This window comes from Psychrobium sp. MM17-31 (assembly GCF_022347785.1).
In the GTDB taxonomy this organism is placed as follows: domain Bacteria; phylum Pseudomonadota; class Gammaproteobacteria; order Enterobacterales; family Psychrobiaceae; genus Psychrobium.
The window spans coordinates 396889-416601 of the sequence record NZ_JAKRGA010000004.1 but is presented as its reverse complement, the minus strand read 5'-3'; the positions used below and the strand labels follow the sequence as shown (position 1 = coordinate 416601).

Annotated in this window: 17 protein-coding genes; 7 read left to right on the top strand and 10 right to left on the bottom strand. The window is 42.7% G+C overall.

Features of this window, described 5'->3' with window-relative positions:
• Window positions 1-37: 37 nt before the first annotated feature.
• On the bottom strand, window positions 38-433 hold the full coding sequence (locus MHM98_RS14530) for a DUF3465 domain-containing protein (RefSeq protein ID WP_239440078.1): 396 nt from the start codon (window positions 431-433) through the stop codon (window positions 38-40).
• 214 nt (window positions 434-647) lie between these two features.
• On the opposite strand from MHM98_RS14530, the gene MHM98_RS14525 reads away from it, so the two are divergent.
• Window positions 648-1985: a DEAD/DEAH box helicase gene (locus MHM98_RS14525; RefSeq protein WP_239440077.1), complete on the top strand. Its 1338-nt coding sequence runs from the start codon at window positions 648-650 to the stop codon at window positions 1983-1985.
• Window positions 1986-2143: 158 nt separating this feature from the next.
• Window positions 2144-3025, top strand: a complete 882-nt coding sequence (locus MHM98_RS14520) for a hypothetical protein (protein WP_239440076.1) — start codon at window positions 2144-2146, stop codon at window positions 3023-3025.
• Window positions 3026-3061: 36 nt separating this feature from the next.
• Here the strand turns inward: MHM98_RS14520 and MHM98_RS14515 are convergent, their stop codons facing one another.
• From MHM98_RS14515 to MHM98_RS14500, 4 genes are all read right to left on the bottom strand, one after another.
• The gene (locus MHM98_RS14515) at window positions 3062-3523 is read right to left on the bottom strand and encodes a hypothetical protein (protein ID WP_239440075.1); all 462 of its coding nucleotides are present in this window, start codon (window positions 3521-3523) and stop codon (window positions 3062-3064) included.
• Between the two features lie 108 nt (window positions 3524-3631).
• Window positions 3632-6178: a M1 family metallopeptidase gene (locus tag MHM98_RS14510; RefSeq protein ID WP_239440074.1), complete on the bottom strand. Its 2547-nt coding sequence runs from the start codon at window positions 6176-6178 to the stop codon at window positions 3632-3634.
• Between the two features lie 87 nt (window positions 6179-6265).
• On the bottom strand, window positions 6266-6961 hold the full coding sequence (locus tag MHM98_RS14505; protein ID WP_239440073.1) for a hypothetical protein: 696 nt from the start codon (window positions 6959-6961) through the stop codon (window positions 6266-6268).
• A 1-nt stretch (window position 6962) separates the two neighbouring features.
• A complete protein-coding gene (locus MHM98_RS14500; RefSeq protein ID WP_239440072.1) occupies window positions 6963-7304 on the bottom strand; it encodes a PadR family transcriptional regulator in 342 nt (113 codons plus the stop codon).
• A 325-nt stretch (window positions 7305-7629) separates the two neighbouring features.
• On the opposite strand from MHM98_RS14500, the gene MHM98_RS18965 reads away from it, so the two are divergent.
• The 3 genes from MHM98_RS18965 to MHM98_RS14485 are packed head-to-tail and all read left to right on the top strand — an operon-like array spanning window position 7630 to window position 10077.
• Complete coding sequence (locus MHM98_RS18965) at window positions 7630-7965, top strand: carboxypeptidase-like regulatory domain-containing protein (protein WP_239440071.1); 336 nt, start codon at window positions 7630-7632, stop codon at window positions 7963-7965.
• A gap of 1 nt (window position 7966) precedes the next feature.
• Window positions 7967-9643, top strand: a complete 1677-nt coding sequence (locus MHM98_RS14490) for a hypothetical protein (RefSeq protein ID WP_239440070.1) — start codon at window positions 7967-7969, stop codon at window positions 9641-9643.
• 2 nt (window positions 9644-9645) lie between these two features.
• Window positions 9646-10077: a hypothetical protein gene (locus tag MHM98_RS14485; RefSeq protein ID WP_239440069.1), complete on the top strand. Its 432-nt coding sequence runs from the start codon at window positions 9646-9648 to the stop codon at window positions 10075-10077.
• 91 nt (window positions 10078-10168) lie between these two features.
• Here MHM98_RS14485 and astD read toward each other — a convergent pair whose 3' ends face one another.
• The 3 genes from astD to MHM98_RS14470 form a co-directional block, all read right to left on the bottom strand.
• Window positions 10169-11638, bottom strand: a complete 1470-nt coding sequence (astD, locus tag MHM98_RS14480; protein WP_239440068.1) for a succinylglutamate-semialdehyde dehydrogenase — start codon at window positions 11636-11638, stop codon at window positions 10169-10171.
• Between the two features lie 18 nt (window positions 11639-11656).
• Window positions 11657-12673 carry an arginine N-succinyltransferase gene (astA, locus tag MHM98_RS14475; RefSeq protein ID WP_239440067.1) on the bottom strand — a complete coding sequence of 339 codons (1017 nt, stop codon included), beginning with the start codon at window positions 12671-12673 and terminating at the stop codon, window positions 11657-11659.
• 87 nt (window positions 12674-12760) lie between these two features.
• A complete protein-coding gene (locus MHM98_RS14470) occupies window positions 12761-13966 on the bottom strand; it encodes an aspartate aminotransferase family protein (protein ID WP_275441627.1) in 1206 nt (401 codons plus the stop codon).
• A 364-nt stretch (window positions 13967-14330) separates the two neighbouring features.
• Between MHM98_RS14470 and MHM98_RS14465 the strand changes: the two genes are divergently transcribed.
• On the top strand, window positions 14331-15092 hold the full coding sequence (locus MHM98_RS14465; protein ID WP_239440065.1) for a transporter substrate-binding domain-containing protein: 762 nt from the start codon (window positions 14331-14333) through the stop codon (window positions 15090-15092).
• An 11-nt stretch (window positions 15093-15103) separates the two neighbouring features.
• A complete protein-coding gene (locus tag MHM98_RS14460) occupies window positions 15104-15865 on the top strand; it encodes a transporter substrate-binding domain-containing protein (RefSeq protein ID WP_239440064.1) in 762 nt (253 codons plus the stop codon).
• On the opposite strand, the gene MHM98_RS18960 is transcribed toward MHM98_RS14460, so the two are convergent.
• Both MHM98_RS18960 and MHM98_RS14450 read right to left on the bottom strand, forming a co-directional pair.
• Window positions 15849-17075, bottom strand: coding sequence for an HDOD domain-containing protein (locus MHM98_RS18960; RefSeq protein ID WP_239440063.1), 1227 nt, complete (start codon window positions 17073-17075; stop codon window positions 15849-15851). The genes MHM98_RS14460 and MHM98_RS18960 overlap by 17 nt on opposite strands.
• Window positions 17076-17132: 57 nt before the next feature.
• A complete protein-coding gene (locus MHM98_RS14450) occupies window positions 17133-19601 on the bottom strand; it encodes a prolyl oligopeptidase family serine peptidase (protein ID WP_239440062.1) in 2469 nt (822 codons plus the stop codon).
• Between the last annotated feature and the right edge of the window lie 112 nt (window positions 19602-19713).

The window sequence follows — 19713 nt, the reverse complement described above, 5'->3', positions numbered from 1 at the left end:
GTCCATCAGCCACTGCTGACTCCCAATCTAGTTAATCCTACTGATAAACCTTCCCGCGATGTTTAAGCCAGCCACCAACATGACGTCTTCGCGGATCGTGATGCGTCCAATGTACGACACCGCCTTTGTTATTCCACTCGTATTCACCAAAAAACTGCACTTTATCACCAGTAGCAATACTATTTATACGCGGGGCTAAATCGATGTTATGGGCAATAAGTATGGTTTGGCCTGATGATAATTTAAGAATGAATTTTTGATGACGGGCGCCTTCTAGATCATCGCTTAGCAACCGAACGACGGTTCCCATCCCTTGAACTTGGACATCACTTTGCTGTTTTGAATATGCTTGCTGAACAGTGACAGCGTATGCTGAATTTACTCCTAATAAGAGAAATAAACATACAGTAATCAAGAGGGATAATTTTTTCATGAGGAGCTTTCCTTAGCTTTAATGATTTTCAATACACATCTATGTGTAACAGTGTTTGGTGAATGTAATGCATTGAGTGCTCAATTACAATTCAAAACGAGGTAAACAACACACATTTACCACCCAACAATAATCAAGCTAGATTCAGTTCACTCTCATGGACATAAATACGGTAAAATAGCGCCATTACTTTTACTTTAAGCCGCGACTATTCATGACTAACGACAATAATACCGCCTCTTCATCAAGCTGTTTTAGCGAGCTTGGCCTTATTTCTCCATTGTTGGCGCGTTTAGTCGACTTGGAATATAAACAGCCAACGCCGATTCAAGCGCAAGCCATTCCAAGTGTGTTGAATGGTAGTGATCTCATCGCAGGCGCGAATACTGGCTCGGGTAAGACAGCGACCTTTGCCCTGCCATTGCTGCAACAGCTGTTTAACGCTAAATCATCTGGAAAGCCGAGCACAAACAAGAAAGGAAACTACGCAGCAACGCTAGTGTTAGTGCCGACACGTGAATTAGCAACCCAAGTCGCTGACAGTATTCGCTCTTACGCATTTCATCTAAATGGCACAGTAAAAACCGTCGCCGTGTTTGGTGGCGTGTCTGTTAATAGACAAATGCTAGCACTGCGCGGTGGCACCGATATCTTGGTGGCAACACCGGGTCGCCTACTCGATTTGATTTCCAGCAATGCTATTAAACTCGATCAAGTAAAAACACTAGTGCTTGATGAAGCCGATCGCATGTTGAGTTTAGGATTTACCGAAGAGTTGTCAGCGCTATTGGCGATGATGCCAAAGCAAAAACAAACGCTGTTATTCTCCGCCACCTTCCCTGAACAGGTAAAAGCGTTAACATCAAAACTGCTAAACAATCCTGTTGAAGTACAGGTGCAAAGCGCCGATGCCAGTACATTAGTTCAGCGTGTGTTTACCGTAAACAAAGGTCAGAAAACCGCTGCGCTGGCGCACTTAATTAAAGAAAATCAATGGCGACAGGTTTTAGTATTCGTAAATTCAAAAAGCGGTTGCTCACACCTTGCATCAAAGCTTGCTAAACACGACATTACTGCCGAAGTATTCCACGGCAATCAAGGTCAAGGCGCACGTAGCCGTGTGCTGCAAGCATTTAAAGATGGCGAAATTGAAGTGTTAATCGCTACAGATATTGCCGCCCGTGGCTTAGATATCGAAAAGCTACCTGTGGTAATTAACTACGATTTACCAAGAAGCCCAGCAGATTACATGCACCGCATTGGTCGTAGTGGCCGTGCCGGTGAAATTGGTTTGGCGTTATCGCTAATCGATTATGAAGATTATCACCACTTCAAAATTATCGAGAAGAAAAACAAGTTCAGATTAGAACGCGAAGAAATCGCCGGCTTTGAAATCGACGAGTCACTTATCGATCCTGATTTTTCTGCCAACAAACCTGTCGTGCCACCGCCGGGTTCTGGCAAAAAGAAAAAAGCCAAGAAAGCTGCCAAAAAAGAATCTTCTATTTATGCGGATATTTGGTCGGGTAATGTGAAGTCTGACTCTAAATAGCGTCAGAATATTTATCACGAAGAAAGGAGCTTTTAGCTCCTTTTTGTTTGCCCGCAGTTCTTGTTCGTACAAGTCTTTATCGTAAAGAGCCACCTGTGTAATTATTTAGCAGATGCTAAGGTCTGTTAATAGATGCCCATTCACAGCGGAATAACCCAATGATAAAGACAAACATAACGCGTTCACTCCTCGCATCCTTGTTAGTGCTGACAGCCCACAATGCGAGTGCGAATAATCACATCAATCAGCAATTCAAAGATTATTGGTATGCAGGCGATGCCGAGTTGTCATCATACAAACTTCAACAAGCGCGTTATGGTGAACTCAACGAAGGCACGGCGACACTGATTTATGTTACCGAACAGTTCCTACCAAAGGAGCAGGTAAAGGCAGATTCCGTAAAAGACACTAATATCGGCGTGCTTAAACTCAACAAGCACAAATCCTTTCTTACAGGCATTTATCCTTACACTATCATGACCAGCACCTTTTCACCGACAGACAATCAAGGTCATGCAATTAAGGTCAGTAATACAACCCAAGAATGGTGTGGCAACGCCTACGCACAGCTCAATAATCGCGGGTTATTCGAGGTGTCATCTCACTCATATTTCGAAGGCGAAGCGGATAAAAACTTCACCTTAAACAAAGCACTGTTAGAAGATGAGCTATGGACGAAAATCCGTCTCAACCCAACATCATTGCCACAGGGTGAAGTGCAGCTCATTCCAGCGCTGGAATATAGCCGTTTATTGCATATCGATACCAAAGCCTACCCTGCCAAACTGAGTCTAAATAAAGGCGATAAAACGTCGGTGTACAATATCAAATACCCAACACTCAACCGCACCCTAGCGATTACCTTTAACAATGAATTTCCATACGTCATTCAAGGCTGGGAAGACACCTACAAAAGCGGTTTTGGCGAAAGCGCTAAAGTACTCACCTCAAGCGCGACACTAATTGCCACCATCAAAGAAAAGTACTGGCAACAACACAACAACAAGCACCGCAAACTGCGTAAAAAGTTGGGATTGTAAAAAACAAAAAGGGAGCAGTAGCTCCCTTTTTATACTCTATTCAGTTGCGACTTGCTGAATACCTTTATTAACAAGTTCTTTAATTTCCTGACTATCAAACCTATGGCTCAATATTTTAAACTCATCATCATCATCTTCTCTAAACAGCGTTAGATATTCAGTCACTACGCCAACTTCATGATGAGCATTGTAAACATAAGAAACGAAAGTTCCTGAAAGTTGGTTGGTATGAGATGTCGACTTAATGTTCCAATTTACCTGCTCATGTGAATTTAATGTGCCATGTGCTTTTTTAACTAGCGAAATTATATTTTTCCATTCTTGCTGACTTGTCGCATCCCAAAACATTTTTGCATAGTAGCGATCAACATTCTGCCCATCAGCCCTTTCAGCGTAAAACGATTCCATTAATGCATCAGTTTCTTCTACTTGAGCCGCTAACCCACAACCAAATAGCGTTAAGATACCTGATATCAGAATTAATAACCTAAATTTCATCCATTACTTCCTTTTCAATAGCCTACTGAATTAACAGCGGAACATATTACAATAATCCAGAAAATAAAAAAGGGAGCTGCTGCTCCCTTTCAATCTGTCACAGATAATTTAATGCTTCAGCAATAATGCTTCTAGTTGAGGATGATTAGATCTTTGCATCTTTTCACAGCTGCTAATCATGTGATTTACGTTGTGCAGTTTTTCTTTTAATCCTTTAACTTCCTTGAAGTAAGGCTGATAAATCAGATTTAATTTACGGCGTAATTCCATTGAGCAACCAGATGCAAAACTATAAGGTTGCCATTGTTTATCATCCTCAGAAACTCTGGCAAACAATTTGGAGAGATTAGCTTCTAAATAGTTAATAGCATCGATTCTATTTTTGGGGTTATAGACTGGATATTGTAAATAATAGCCTCTGAACTCTGTCGTATTAAGATCGCTTGAAAATAAAAAGTTGTAGTAATCAGCGACGGAATTTTGATACGAAAAGTATCCCATGTAGCGAATTATCTTATCTTTCGTTAATTCACTTTTGGATGTCATGTAAGCTTGTTTAAATCGATTGAACTCCCTTTTAGTCCCATCGCTTGCAACAACTTCAAGAACTGCCCTTTGCATCAATTCACTCAGTGATGATTTGTTATTTAAAACAGTTTGATAGTGCGAAGTGGCAAAGTTAATCGCATCTTTGTCCAATAACTTTGCTCCCAAGAAACTCAATGAGGAGGCACGTAGCTCATCACTAACCTCTGTTTGCTGGTACCAGCGTATTTGTGTTGTTGTTTTTAACAAGGCCTTCGTCAAATAATCTCGAAATGCTCCCTGTAAGGAGAGTGGTAAAAAATCATAGAAATCACTATTCAGATCATCAATAACACCGACTGCGAGCTCATGAACGAGCAAATCACTCTGTAACAGTTTTAATTGCAGCGCTAGGGCATCAACATATTTCAAATAATCCCCTTTCACCAAGTCACTATTGTTAGCCAATAACGAGCGTTTCTCTTTGTTGGTAAGGTGTTCAAGCCAATTGGTTGAATCGGTATCAAAACCTTTCACATGGTACCTGAAATAGCCTAAAGCGCCTCCATCCGCAAAGACGGCATAAGTGCCCTTTGGCAACGAGATACTTAGACTTCTGCTGTTTAGCAAAACAGATTTAGTAATAATTCCTTGTTGCGTTATGAATTTTATCCGCAATGGAATATGCCATATCGATGTTGTATCGAAGCTAGAGCCTTTAGTCGATATTGTTTCAGAAAATGGCTGCTGAGAAATCTGCAGTTGCCGCTCTGAGCTTGTTAAAGTTACCAATGGATATTGTGGTTTAGTCAAAAACGAGTCAAAGATAGGAAAAAGCGTCGTATTAGTATGCCTTTCCATAAAGCCAATAAAATCCTCAAACGAGACGTTTTTACCACTGAACTGTTTAATGTAATCAACGATAGCGCGTTTAAATGCTAACTCACCTACGTGCTGCTCAACCATAGATATAATTGCATGTCCCTTGGTGTAAACGATTTGCCCTATAGCGTTGTAATCCTCAACAGACTTCATCTGGCGCTTAATAGCAGGCGTTGATGGCGTATCATCCCAGAACGCTCCTAGTTGTGGTAAATCTAGCTCACCACCGAGTTCTTGAAAGTGATTATTAACTATTTTTCTCGCCAGCCATTCTGAAAAAGATTCATTGAGCCATAAATCGTCCCACCATTTCATGGTTACTAAGTTACCAAACCACATGTGAATGATTTCATGAGCAATTAGTTTGTGCGATTCATAGTTCCCTATCTCATTTTTACTATTTGGGAACGTCACTAAATCTTGATGCAAAGTTATGAGTCCAACATTTTCCATTCCCGCGCCGCTATAGACTGGGAGCAGTAGAAAATCTAACTTTTCAAAGGGGTACGCCGAGTCGAAGTAAGATTGGACATGCTTAAATATTTTGGGGATATCCCGCCGGATTACCTCAACATCTAACTGCTGTCCCTTGATGGTATAAATAGTTGATGGGATCGCCATTTCCTTTATTGGCCAAGCAGTGAACTTGCCAACCGCAACCGCCAAGACATCGGTATTTATTGATGCCGTTGGTTTAAAATAATGAGTCGTGTACTTACCCTGCGAAATAATTTTGTGAATGGAAGTGTTGCCTAATACTTGATAGGTCGAAGGAGCTGTTACATCCATTTGAAATGGAATCTTAAATGATGGCTCATCGAAACTTGGGAACACTGTTCTTGCTTTCATCGCTTGTAGTTGAGTCGCTAAGTAGAGCTCATCGCCATCGGAAAATTTATACAAGCCATTTGGTTCATTGTTTATCGGCGCCGTGTACTCAATGAATAGCTGATAACGGCCACGACTAATAGTTTGTGATCCGCGCAATGTCACTATGTCATATTCACTAGATTTTGATGGCACTAAATCCACCTTTAAATCTGCGGTCATACTTTTTAAAACCACAGTCGACATACTGATATCTTTAGCATAAATATCTATGCCTTCGACATCTTGACCTATTTCCAGCTCTATCGAAGTGGAGCCAGAAAACTCGTCCAGTTGTGGATCTAACTTTAGCGAAATTTTTTGCTTAAGGGGCTGAGCGGCAACGCCAAGACGGTAGTCCGCAGAATAAGCTGTAGACATCAATATGACTATCAAGACTAGCGCGCATATCAGTTTTTTAACTATCAACACAGCAAACTTCCTTTCAGACGAAGTGAGTGAATACTTTTACAATGAATATGATTCGAGCAACGACCGTTTAAGTTTATTTGTCACTAAATACGTCACTGGAAATATTAAATAAAGAATAGGCAACCACATTAAGGCGATAAGCGGCCCAACCTGATTTGTCGGAAGGTGAAATACTTGAAAACTAATAACGCCATAGAAATAAGGAGCCAACATCAGGATCACCGCTAAACAACAGAATTGGAATAGACTTAAACAAGCGTCATTACTCAATTTTAACAATAGACTGAATGCTACCAACGACCAGCAGATAGCAGTCAGGTCTAGTAGCAAATCCGGAGAAAATTTATAGGCCAAAGCATCAGGCATAGCTTGCCAGAACTTTGCTTCTGAAAACAATAAGTGGACATTGCCGTTGTACCAGAAATCATCAATAAAAAACGCTTGTTCACCATAGGATAATAATGAAACAGCACCATAAAGCGCGAGAAAGATGAAAATCGAGAACAAGGAGATTACAGCAGAAATAACCCGTGTTTTGGTGAATAAATAATGACAGCTAGCACCAACCACTTGATGCCAATACCAGTATTGAGCGGAAGCTACACTCGGTTTTTCTTGTATTTGCAGCTGAAACTCTTCTTCAAGATCACCACATACATCATCAACTAAATGGCGCGGTAAAACGACTGCTAATATTAATCTGGCTAACGCAGGAGGCGAATGATGTCCCATATCAAGCAAGACTCATCGCGGGAAGCTCTGGTAACTTTGCCCACATTAATTCGAGTTTTTCTTTAGTTTCGGCTACTGCTGCCAGCCCTTGCGGCGTCAATTGAAAATACCGCTTCGCTTTTCCGCCTCTGGCTGCAGTCGCCTCACCTTTCTGCGAAGTGATGTAGCCTTTTTTCTCTAAGCGCTCTACTGTCGCATACAGCGCGCCAATAGACACTTCACGTCCAATGGTATCCTTTAAGTGGCGGCGAATAGTTACACCATAAGCTTCTTTCGTTAAACACAAAACACTCAACAAAACTAAATGCTCAAATTCGCCAAGATAAGTTTTTTTATTGGCCATTGGTAAACTCTGTAAATATTAATACCTACATAATAGAGTTTATTGAATCACTGTCAAACATTAATTCTATTATGTAGGTTTTATAAAAATCTAGACATAAAAAAGGGAGCCGCAGCTCACTGTCAAAAAAGAAAAAGTACTAAGCCTGTTGAAGCTCGGGCATTTCCGTGTCATTAACTTCTGGTTATTGCGCTTGGTTGCTAACCAAGAGCTCATGAACTTCCAATACAAAAGAACCATTGAAAAAAATATAATACGAATATAGAGTTAGCGAATTATTTGGCATCATACTGATTGCCACATCGAGCATTACTAGAGCGAAATCGTGACGATATCATTTAAATACGCCATAGGGATTTGGGCTGTTCTAGCCATTCTTACTATTTTCTTAAACGGCTCACCAAAGCCGACAATTAAAAAAGCAGTAGCGAAACCACCGCCTTCTCAGCAAATAGCGAAATATCCACTACGCATTGTCACTTTGCCACGCAATGCCAAGGTAAGAATTATGAATATTAGCCCTAAATATCGTGCCAATATGAAACTCAAGGCTGGACGCTATGACGTTGAAGTATCAAGCCCCGGTTACGAAACACAGCGCCGCTGGATTACCCTCAACGGCAAAAAAACTCGCTTTAACTTCTCGCTAGTCAAAAAATAACATGAATAATAATCAAGATGCTTTCTTAAGTCCCTTTGCGAGGCTTACAAATAAATGGCTGCCTAATTTCAAATTGAATTTAACGGCGAGTAGCACTCCGCGTAGAGAGGCCAAAGATATTTTGGTAACCGCTGTATTTAACATTGATTACTCCCATAATTCTCGAGAATTAGGCGGTATTAATAGTTACAACTGTTCAAGCGTTGCCGAAGTAAAAAGTTACTCCAAAAAAGCGATAGAGTCATCGATAAATGGGCAGCGAAAAAGCGTATGTGATGCGCTATACAAAGAGCTATCTAATAATTCTTTATTTGCGTCTGTCCACCGTAAGAAATTGCCGTTAAAGGTATTTGAACACTCTTGCCTAGTCACTTGCTCACCTTGTGGTGGTCGGGGCAGAGTCACTTGTGGCACGTGTTATGGATCAGGCCAAGTCGATGAGTCGCGTTATGAAATCGTTGGTTATGACGAATACAGAGACTCACGTGGTTACGTGACGAGACAAGAACCTCGCTATGGCTATAGAAATTATCGCGTTACCTGCTCAGGCTGTGGCGGTTCAGGGCAAAACAGGTGTTCTACCTGTCATGGTGATGGTCAGAATACCTATATTGAAACCGTTGATATTTATGCAAAACTAGGTAACTGGAAGCATAAATGGAGCAAGTTCGAAACCACAACATGGACCAACGATTATCTGCATGGTGATCAAGACGATTTCGAACTACAAGATGCTGGTACTTGGCAGTTGAGCAAACAACAAGTCACCGATCACGACAATGGCGCGTTTACCGTCACTATTCCCGGTGAAATTACTGCCGCCGATTGTAACGCCACGCTACAGGGAGAGTTTGCAACGAGCAAAGGGCAACTTAAAACCCTAGGCGGACTCATTTATGATTGTGATTATATCTATACCGAACACACTTATAACGCCGCTACTTCTGCACTTGCAGCGAATCAAATATCACCACAAAAGATAAAGTGTTTAACATCTTCTCCGCTATTCAACGTGTGCGGTGAATCTAGCCGCGAAGGTAAAGTTGTTCCTTACAACGAGCTGCGCACCAAACGCATGATTACCAGTAAATCCACCAAAGCGATGCACGAATTACTAATAGCATTGCAGCAAAAGTTTCAGCAAGCCCGTAGTAAACTCTCGGTCTTAAATATCTTTGCTAACTCTGCTGCCGCATTAGGCGTATTAGCCGCGATATTGATGGCTTTTGCTTGGCAGCTCGGTAGCGGAGTTGTCGAGCACTTCAACTTATATAATCTTGCGCTGGGAATGAAGAAGATAGTGAATAGCTTTCAACTCTCTCATCAGTTCTTAAATATTCTCACTGTTTCAGCACTGATATTTTATATCCCTGCCATTATCATGATGAAGGCCCTAGGCGCGAAGAAAAACCTTTCCACTAAGCGGATCTTAAGGTGGTTTTGGATCACCCTACCGATTTTTTCACTGTTTGTTATTTTCTTCACAAGTGCAGCAGGCAAAGCGCACGTAGGTACTATCGGCGATTTACTCATTGCCTTGCCAATACTGGATTTATCGATATTAGCTCTATTAGTTGGCATTCTTTTCGCGCGCAAAAAGAGCTGGGCTAAACAAGCACAGGCAGCAAATGAGTATCAGTCAGATGTGTTAATGAAGAAGCTGGATTACAAGGAATAATGATGAATCGCGATAAATTAGACTTCTCTGTCTCGCAGGCCATTGGCGCTAGCTTGTTTATGTGGTTTCTCGTTTTTATTTGGGGAGAGCTACCGTCAAATGGCCTTGGCTGGATGCTGGCAACACTAGTCGTCGGTTTGTTAATGGTCAGCAGCGCTGTGGTCATTGTCACTGGTTTTTCGTCAGTACAATATCAATTTACACGCTCATTTTTAGCGTTTGCGATGGGCGCGTTGGCGGCATTCATTATCAGCCAGCTGTTTAATTGGCGTGGTAATGAATGGTATGAATACGCTATTGGATTGGCGATTCTGGTCGGAGTCATGAAGCTGTTTGATAAGCTATTCGAGAAAAAGAACTTTCAACGCTACTTCGAGGCATTACTGATTTCGTTATTAGCAATCAATATATTGCGCATCATTCCAATGCTTTAGCTGCACTGGTTTAACAGCATCGCTTTTATTTCATTGCTGAAACAAAAAAGGGAGCCGCAGCTCCCTTTTTTATCTAACAACTAAGTCCAAATTAAAACGTCAGACCCGGCGTTAAGTTTTCTGGTAGTACAACTTCATCGGCTTCCATCGAAGCAACTGGGTAAGCACAATAATCAGCCGCATAGTAAGCACTTGCTCTGTGGTTACCACTTGCACCAACACCACCAAATGGTGCAGCGCCGCTTGCGCCTGTGATTTGCTTATTCCAGTTAACGATACCTGCGCGAATACGTGCGAAGAAGTAATCGTAGTCGTCACGGCTATCAGCCAGTAAACCTGCCGATAAACCAAAGCTGGTGTTATTCGCGAGTTCAATCGCTTCGTCGAAGCTTGAGTAACGGATGATTTGCAGTAATGGACCAAAGTGCTCTTCATCTGGTAATTCACGGGCAAAGTCAGTTACATCAACCAGACCCGGTGTTACAAAACCAGTACCTGCTTTATGAGTCAGCTTTATTAATACCTTAGCGCCCTTCTCAATTAGCATGTCTTGTGCCGCAACCATTGAAAGTGCCGCTTTCTCGCTAATCATTGAACCCATGTATGGCTGGTCTTCATCATCGAAGTTGCCAACTTTAATTGATTTAGTCACTTCAACTAAACGCTCAATCAGTGCATCCCCTTCCGCGCCATTGGCAACGAATAGTTTACGTGCACAAACACAGCGTTGACCTGTGGTTACGTAAGCCGACTGGATGATGTCGTGTACTGCGCCATCAACATTAGCTACGTCTTTAACGATTAATGGGTTATTACCACCCATTTCTAACGCTAAGATTTTGCCCGGCTGACCAGCAAATTGCTTGTGCAGTAGGTGACCGGTATTTGAGCTACCTGTAAAGAACAAGCCGTCGATTTCATTGTGATTAGCGATAGCAACGCCAGTTTCAACTTCACCTTGTAGTAAGTTGATAACACCCGCTGGCAAGCCAGCTTGCTCCCACAATTTAACCGTTAGCTCACCAACGCGTGGCGTTAATTCACTTGGTTTGAAGATGATAGTGTTACCCGCAAGTAATGCTGGAACGATGTGACCGTTTGGCAGGTGACCTGGGAAGTTGTAAGGACCAAATACCGCAACAACGCCGTGTGGTTTGTGACGGATAAACGCCTTAGCACCCGGTGCTGGATTTTCAACTGTACCAGTGCGCTCGTCGTGTGCTTTGATTGAAATACCAATCTTGCCAGCCATGCCCGCCGCTTCAGTACGAGTTTCCCATAGTGGCTTACCCGTTTCTAAAGCAATCGCGTGTGCTAGCTCTTCTTTGTTTTCAACAAGCAATGCGCCAAACTTTTCAACAATCGCTTTACGCGCTTCAAAGCCGATTTGTGCCCACTCAAAAGACGCTGCACGTGCCGCTTTCATTGCAGCATCAACTTGCTCAGTCGTTGCCGTTTGACCAGACCAGATTACATCGTTGTTCGCTGGATTAACTGATGTTACATCGCTGCCTAAACCAGCAACCCATTGGCCATTAATAAATTGATTTTGATGAGACATTTAATGCTCCTTAATAAATTACAGCGAAAGAACGCGAATAATATCGCCGTCTTCCACTTTTAATGCGTCGGCATGTTCGCGTGTGATTAATGCAAACTCTTCGTCGTGGTCGACGTGGATGTGCACCTCAGTTGCGCGGAAGTTTTGGAAATCAGTGTTACAGGCGACATAAGGCGCACCTTCTTCAACTTCGCTAACTTTCACTTTCACGCGAATAGAATCACGCACCGCTTTGATTTGTTCACGTTCACATTCAACCGTTGGTCCAGCATCGAAAATATCGACGTAGCCGCGGTATCTAAAACCTTCACGCTCTAATAAACGTAGCGCTGGACGCGTTTTTTCATGGACATGACCAATCACTTCTTGCGCTTCGTCACTCAACAAGTTGACGTAAATCGGGTAGCGCGGCATTAACTCGGCAATAAAGACCTTGTTGCCGATGCCTGACAAGTAATCAGCCGTTGGGAAGTCCATGCTAAAGAAGTGATCTTCTAACCACTCCCAAAACGGTGAATTGCCTTTTTCATCTGACACACCACGCATTTCTGCAATAACTTTATCGCCAAAACGCTCGCCAAATTCCGCCAACATTAAGAAGCGACAACGAGAAAGAACACGGCCGTTATTACCACCACGCGCCGACTCACTTAAGAACAAGGTACATAGCTCAGCAGCGCCAGTGTAATCATTACACAGTGTCAGCGTATCAATAGTGTTGTGCAGCTTAAGCTCTTGCGATGAATGGACAACTTTGCCCAAGTGATAATGATAAAACGCATTATCCAAGCCTACTGCTGAATCAAGCCCACAGGTACCAACAACAGTTCCGGTATCCGTGTCTTCCATCACCATAAGGTAACCTTCAGTGCCCGGCTTTGTCGCATTGGCAGCAAACGATTCTTCTGAATGTGCGATTCGAGAGCGCAGCAATTGCTCGTTAGTTGGCAAAGATGTAAAGCCAACACCTGAATCATGAGCAATTTGCATTAACGCTGGATAGTCAGCAGCGACTATCGGACGAATGACCAACATAATGGATCCTCTACTTGGATGGGTGAATGAATGCTAAAGGATAAAAAAGGCGAGTGTTTATGCACTCGCCTTTTTTCGAAGACGCTATTAAGCGTTAACGATTTGCGCTACTGCTTTTTCAAAACGCGCTAAACCTTCAGTGATATCAGCGTCAGTGATGATTAATGACGGCGCGAAACGAACGATGTTAGCACCAGCAACTAAGGCCATTAAACCGTTGTCAGCAGATGCAACCATAAAGTCACGTGCGCGACCTTGGTACTTGTCGTTAAGTACTGCACCTAGTAGTAAACCTTTACCACGGATTTCGCTAAACGCGTTGTATTTTGCGTTAATGGCTTCTAAACCAGCGCGGAATTGTGCTTCTTTCTCTTTAACACCGTTTAATACTTCAGGAGTATTTACGATATCCATTACTGCTTCACCAACAGCACACGCTAGTGGGTTACCGCCGTAAGTTGAACCGTGAGTACCAATCTTAAGGTGCTTAGCAATCTCTGCAGTCGTTAGCATAGCGCCGATTGGGAAACCGCCACCTAGTGCTTTTGCTGAAGTTAGAATGTCTGGAGTCACACCTAAATCTTGGTAAGCGTAAAGTGAACCTAAGCGACCAAAACCAGTTTGTACTTCATCGAAAATTAATAGTGCATTGTGCTCGTCACATAACTCACGAACGCCTTTTACGAAATCAGCTGTTGGGCTAACTAAACCACCTTCACCTTGCAGTGGCTCCATCATTACCGCACAAGTGCGCTCTGACATTAATGCTTTAAGCGCTTCTAAATCGTTGTAAGCAACGTGCTCAACAGCGCCCGGCTTAGGACCGAAACCGTCTGAGTAAGCTTCTTGACCACCAACAGTTACCGTGAAGAAAGTACGACCGTGGAAACCTTGTTTGAAAGCGATGATTTGGTCTTTGTCTGCGCCGTAGTTATCTAGTGCCCAACGACGAGCTAGCTTAAGGGCTGCTTCGTTAGATTCTGCACCAGAGTTAGCGTAGTAAACGCGATCGGCGAAAGTTGCATCAGTTAGCTTCTTTGCTAAACGCAGCGCTGGCTCATTCGTCATAACGTTACTTAGGTGCCAGATTTTGCTTGCTTGATCGTTCACAGCAGCTACAAGTGCTGGGTGACAGTGACCTAAACAGTTAACCGCGATACCACCTGCGAAATCAATTAGCTCGTTGTCGTTCTGATCCCATACACGAGAACCTTCACCACGTACTGGAATGATGCTTGATGGCGCGTAGTTTGGAACCATAACATCATCGAATAATTCACGTGTTACTTGCATTTGCTCTGACATAAAAAAGACTCCTCTCACATGTTCCCTAACTGTCGGGAAATGGTGTTAATTTGGGTTTATAAACGCATTTAACGTTCTAAATTGTGGCCAGAGTATCCCAGAAAATAAGCATAATGTCTTCCCAAGTGTCTATAATTCAGACAGTGGCTGTGACGTAAATGAACGCCATAAAATTGATAAATGAATAAATAAACAAATCGATTGAATTGTTGCGAATAAATAGTCAAAATTTTCGGTAGCTAGTCACTGTGTTTTTTTACAAAAAAATTCAGTTTTTTTTGTGTTTTTTATTAAAAATCACACTTTGTTATTCGATTTTTTGACTGCTGTTAGCTAGGACGAAGGGAAAACCATGAAGTGGTTAATCTGTTTAATTTTGTGTTTTTACAGTGGCTATTTAACCGCCCAAAATCCATCAGCGGAACCGCCGCTGCTAGTCGTCACCGAAGATCTGTGGCCATTTAATTATTTAGAAGATAATCAAATCAAGGGCAGTGCCACGACATTAGTCAAACAATTGTTAGAACAAGCAGACATGGACTATACCCTAGCGCTATTGCCGTGGGCGCGCAGTTATCAGATGGCTCGAACTAAACCCAATGTCATGATTTACACCATTAATCACACCGCTTCACGCCACGATAAGTTTCATTGGATAACCCACATTCCAGTTAAAGTAGAAAGTAATTTCTACGCGCTAGCCGATCACAAACTAGCACCACAGACTAAAGAATCAATAAAGCAGTTGCGAATAGCAGCACTGATAGACTCGGTGAACGATGCCTTTTTAGTGCGCAACAAGTTTGAAAAAGTCAGTCGCGTTTCACGAATCACTCAATCAGTTGGCATGCTTAAACGTGGACGCGTTGATTTAGTTATCTCCTCTGAAAATGCCATTCTTCACGCCATTCGCCAAAATGGTTTAGCGCGCCAAGATATTGTAAAAATCGACACTGCATTTAGCTCTAAACCCGCCATAGCTATGAGCATACAAACACCTCAGGCGATCGTTACTAAGCTTCAACAAACGGCCCAAGCACTTCACAAATCACAAGGATTATGCAAAATTATGGAGATAGCACCAGCTGACTGCATTAAGGTAGAAAAGCTGTAGCGGAGATCCCTGTGATAAAAAAAGCCCTATTGTTACTCTTTATTTTAATTTTGAGCATGCGTTGTTATGCCAAGCAACCGCTATTAGTAGTAACAGAAAACCTTTGGCCATTTAACTTTGTCGAACGCGGTGAAGTCAAAGGCCCACACACTGAGCTTGTCAAAGAAATATTAGAGCTGGCCGACATTGATTACACCATCGCAGTTCTGCCGTGGGCGCGCAGCTATCAGTTAGCACAAACCAAACCTAATGTGCTTATCTACACTATTAACCGCACTAACTCACGAGAAGATAAATTCCATTGGATAGCACGTTTTCCGTCGCGCGCCGATATAAACTATTACGCGTTAAAGTCATCGAATTTGACAAACCTTCCATCTGATAAATTGAAACAATTAACGATTGGCACTCAAATAGGCACAGCGAACGATACCTTCGTTACTCACCATGGTTTTGAGAATATCAGTCGAGTCACTCATGTCCGTCAAACGCTGGGTATGCTTAAAATTGGTCGCGTTGATTTGGTGATCGCGTCAGATTTACAACTACAACGCGCGGCGATAGATATTGGCTTAGACGTCAATAGTATTGAAAAGATTGGCTACGCATTCTCGTCAATTCCTTCGATTGCGGTTAGCCTGCAAACCCCGCCAGAAATCATCGCTAAAATCGAAGGCGCATACAAAAAGCTGGCCCAAGAAAAAGACTTGTGCCAGCTGATGCAATATGACGATAATTCGTGTTATCAGGGAATGTCTAAGGCTCAACCTTAGGAACTTTGAGATATTTTTGCTTGTTAAGCAGTTTCATTTTCTCAGCATCAATCTGATAATAATTCAGCAATGCGGTCGCTTCGACTTTATCGATTAATTCTTCGCGATACATTTGCTTAAATACTGCGTAACTCCGGCCCTGAGCAATCACGCGTGCCGCAGGTCCCATATCATCAATACTCAGCGATTGTGCTAATTCTTGCAAGGTTGGCGCTAAACGGAAAAAGTTTAACTTGTAGCGGGCTGCAATTTCAGCACTTAGCGCTTTGGCCTTTGTAGGCATTAAGCGGTCAAGCACAGGCACTGCCGAGGTAATTTCTGCTAACTTATGACTCACTTCTGAAGCGCCAGATTCAGCTGCATCGCGGCTTAGTTCACGCCTTGTCTCATAGAAACATTCATCCACCAAATGTAGCAACATAGTTGCGCCCATCTCGTGAAACAGCGCCATCATATACACTTCGTCGGGATCTAATTCCTCTTCAAGAGTTGCTAGTGCACTTGCTGCTTGTGCGGTAATTTGCACGTGATTCCATATTTTACGCGATGGTTGATGGAACTTAGAGCCGGTGTCTTTTAGCGATTCATGGACGATTAAATACGGTAGAAATACTCGTAGTTTCTCGATGCCTAAAAAGCCCAGACACAATTCTGCGTCTTTAGATTCCAGTGGTTTATCATCAGAACGATTCACCAACCCAAAGCGATTCATTACCCCAACAAGGTTTTGGACGACACTCGCGTGCTTTAGTACCAAGGGTTTAATACGTGAAATAGAGGCGGCTTTAGTATTTACAATATTCACTGCATCCATTAAATACGGCGAAATTGTAAAGCGGTGATAGGTTTCTTCATCAATCGCAGTTAAACGATTTTCAACGCGCGCTTCAACATCTTGGAATAACTGCGCTTTAAGCGCGTTAAACAGCTCTTTGTTCTCTTGCTTTGTCGCTTGGCGAGCAAGTGCTGGCGCCAGCTCTACGTCGAGTAAAATTCGATTGTCTGGAATTTCCGTGTCTACCTCTTCCACTTGTGGCAACAACAATGCTTTGCTCACGAGGTAACGATAGAAATTAGTTTCCGTTTCAATAACACCAGCTGATTTTAAGCCACTCTTGGCATCACCATCAGCCGCAGGGCGCCGAGACTTTTGCTCGGCACTACGTAACGATTTGTCTTCTTTTGACAACCAGTTTTTTAATCGACTCACTGTAACCCTTACTAACCCTAATTAGCGGTGGCACCAATAATGATGCCACGATTCATTCTATTTCTTTAAATTTTCTTCAAATAATTTGAAGATGCGACGGTATTCATCCAACCAGCTCGATGGTTGTCTAAAGCCATGCGGCTCAACTGGGTAAATCGCCGTTTCAAAATCTTCTTTCTCAAGCTCAATCAAACGCTGAACTAAACGCACGCTGTCTTGGAAGAATACGTTGTCATCTAATACACCCGCCATGATTAACAGAGGCTTATTAAGATTTTGCGCGTATTCAATCGGCGAGCTCTTGCGATAAGCAATATCATCGTCGTTTGGACGGTTTAAGATATTAGAAGTATAGCCGTCATTATAATGTGCCCAATCAGTTACTGGACGTAATGCTGCACCCGCTTGGAATAATTCAGGCTTGGTGAATAGCGCCATGAATGTCATAAAGCCACCGTACGAACCACCGTAAGTACCAACGCGGTTTTTATCAACCTGTAAGTACTTACTCATGTAATCGACCCCATCTTCCAAATCTTGAATTTCAGGCGTGCCCATTTGACGATAAATCGCGGTACGCCAGTCACGGCCATAACCTTTAGAAGCGCGGTAATCCATATCCATAACCACATAGCCTTGCTGCGCTAATAAGTTGTGGAACATAAACTCACGGAAGTAACCCGAGAAACCATAGTGTGAATTTTGCAAGTAACCCGCACCGTGGTTAAAGATAACTGCTGGGTAAGATTCTGCTTTTTTGCTATCAAAACCCGGTGGTAAATAAATCTTAGCGTAAATTGGTTGCTCACCGTGACTCGACGGTACGGCAACAATCTTCGGCGCTTGCCAATCGTAGCTGGCAAATTCTTCGCTAACCGTATCGGTTAAACGTTTAACTTCACCTTGTTTAGTCGCGCTAGCAACGTAAATGTCGTTATGACGCAGTAGCGACGAATGCGTTAATAATAACTTGTCTTCAGCTGGGCTAAGTTTGTAATCCGTCATGCCGCCAAGTTTAGTCAGCTGAGTTTGCTGCTTGGTAGCTAAATCAGTGCGATAGATTTCATATTTACCAGGGTGCGATTTGTTCGCTTTGTAGAAAATAGTTTTACCGTCGTCACTTAACGTCACGCTGCTAATTTCGTATTTACCACTAGTTACGCGATCGATCTTACCTTTTAAATCGACAGTATAAACTTGCGAGTAGCCACTCTCTTCCGATAGGAAATACAGGCTTGCGTTGTCATTTAACCAACCAAATTCGTTGAAGGTGTAGTTAACCCAAGCATCATCGTGTAAACGGTGCAACGTTTTTAATTTGTTATTGGCAAAATCATAGCTAGTTAACCAACGATCTTTATTATCGTTTGCTTCAAGCATAATGGCCAATGCTGAGCCATCGTCGTTCCACGCCATCGCGCTTTGGCGCCATGTCCAGTCAGGTAACAAAGTGATGTTACGCGGCGCTTTTTTACTGACGTACTTTTTGCCTTGTTTGGCGTAATTCTCCGCTTTTACACTGGCTAATACATCGTCATCAAAACCCGGTAGTTGACTGAAATCTAATGTTTGTTGTTTGCGAGTAGCAACGTCAATGTACACTAAGGTATGAGCATTTGGTTTTGCTTCTGCCACACGTGCACGGGCATCAACAGCTTCAACATAGCCTTGGCTACCTAGGTAGTTGGGCATAATGTCGTGTTTACTGCGCCATGAAACGCTCTTGTCTTTAGTCGCCACAAGCAACTTATCGCCGCTCGGGCTTAGGCTCATTTCAACTAAACGATGTTTAGGATCTAAATAAAACGGCGCTGTAGCCATTGTTTTATTTTGCGCTTTTAAATCTTGCTTGTGCTTGAAACGCACTGCTTTGTTGTGCTGCTCTAATGCTACGTATTTGATTAGGCGGTGCTGCTGCGCGCCAATGTAGGTGGTTGGTGTTTGCGGCGCTTTCGGCGCTTTGGCAAACTTAATTTCAACCAATAATGCATTGCTGTTTGAGGCTAAATCGATGGCGTAGAAAGCATTGTCTTGTTTGTAAGCTAAGCGGCCGTCGGTTAGAAATTGTAGTTGCGAGCGACGTGAAGAGTCACGAGTTAGCTGCTTGATGGTGCCCGAGCTTAGCTCTTTAATGAAAATATTACCTTGGTAAGTAAAGGCTTTTAGTGACTTATCGCTATTTAAAACACCATTAGCTTGTGCCGAAAGATGAGCATCGCCCAAACCAAGTTTCTTCGCTTTGCCATCAATCGCTTGTACGAACACATCGTACAATGGGGAATCAGCTTGTTTTAAGGAATAGAAAATCGAATTGTCATCGCGCCATTGAGCGTTGGTTGGTGCAATGCCCATCCATGTAGGATCTGCCATGATTTGCTTCATGGTAAGCTGCTCACCTTTGAGTAATGGCTGAGCGGCTTGAATAACTTCAACAGGCTGATTGGCAACCGGCGCCGCAACTTTAGTTGCCGTTGTCGTACAGGCAGTTGCTCCTAATGCGAGGGATGCAATTAGTAATTTTTTCATCAAGATTCCTAATTTTATAATAATTATTATCGACGCCAAGCTATGAATTTTAGTCAATGTAGGCGGCTAAGCGCTCCTGCGATAGAAAATATACAAAAGCTAATGAGATGGC

Excerpts from the sequence above, each read along its gene's own strand:
- MHM98_RS14525 (WP_239440077.1), top strand. The coding sequence starts at position 648 with ATGACTAACGACAATAATACCGCCTCTTCATCAAGCTGTTTTAGCGAG.
- astA (WP_239440067.1), bottom strand. The coding sequence starts at position 12,673 with ATGTTGGTCATTCGTCCGATAGTCGCTGCTGACTATCCAGCGTTAATG.
- MHM98_RS14510 (WP_239440074.1), bottom strand. The coding sequence starts at position 6,178 with ATGTCTACAGCTTATTCTGCGGACTACCGTCTTGGCGTTGCCGCTCAG.
- MHM98_RS14500 (WP_239440072.1), bottom strand. The coding sequence starts at position 7,304 with ATGGCCAATAAAAAAACTTATCTTGGCGAATTTGAGCATTTAGTTTTG.
- astD (WP_239440068.1), bottom strand. The coding sequence starts at position 11,638 with ATGTCTCATCAAAATCAATTTATTAATGGCCAATGGGTTGCTGGTTTA.
- MHM98_RS14490 (WP_239440070.1), top strand. The coding sequence starts at position 7,967 with ATGAATAATAATCAAGATGCTTTCTTAAGTCCCTTTGCGAGGCTTACA.
- MHM98_RS14465 (WP_239440065.1), top strand. The coding sequence starts at position 14,331 with ATGAAGTGGTTAATCTGTTTAATTTTGTGTTTTTACAGTGGCTATTTA.
- MHM98_RS14450 (WP_239440062.1), bottom strand. The coding sequence starts at position 19,601 with ATGAAAAAATTACTAATTGCATCCCTCGCATTAGGAGCAACTGCCTGT.
- MHM98_RS14515 (WP_239440075.1), bottom strand. The coding sequence starts at position 3,523 with ATGAAATTTAGGTTATTAATTCTGATATCAGGTATCTTAACGCTATTT.
- MHM98_RS14505 (WP_239440073.1), bottom strand. The coding sequence starts at position 6,961 with ATGGGACATCATTCGCCTCCTGCGTTAGCCAGATTAATATTAGCAGTC.
- MHM98_RS14530 (WP_239440078.1), bottom strand. The coding sequence starts at position 433 with ATGAAAAAATTATCCCTCTTGATTACTGTATGTTTATTTCTCTTATTA.
- MHM98_RS14520 (WP_239440076.1), top strand. The coding sequence starts at position 2,144 with ATGATAAAGACAAACATAACGCGTTCACTCCTCGCATCCTTGTTAGTG.
- MHM98_RS14470 (WP_275441627.1), bottom strand. The coding sequence starts at position 13,966 with ATGCAAGTAACACGTGAATTATTCGATGATGTTATGGTTCCAAACTAC.
- MHM98_RS14485 (WP_239440069.1), top strand. The coding sequence starts at position 9,646 with ATGAATCGCGATAAATTAGACTTCTCTGTCTCGCAGGCCATTGGCGCT.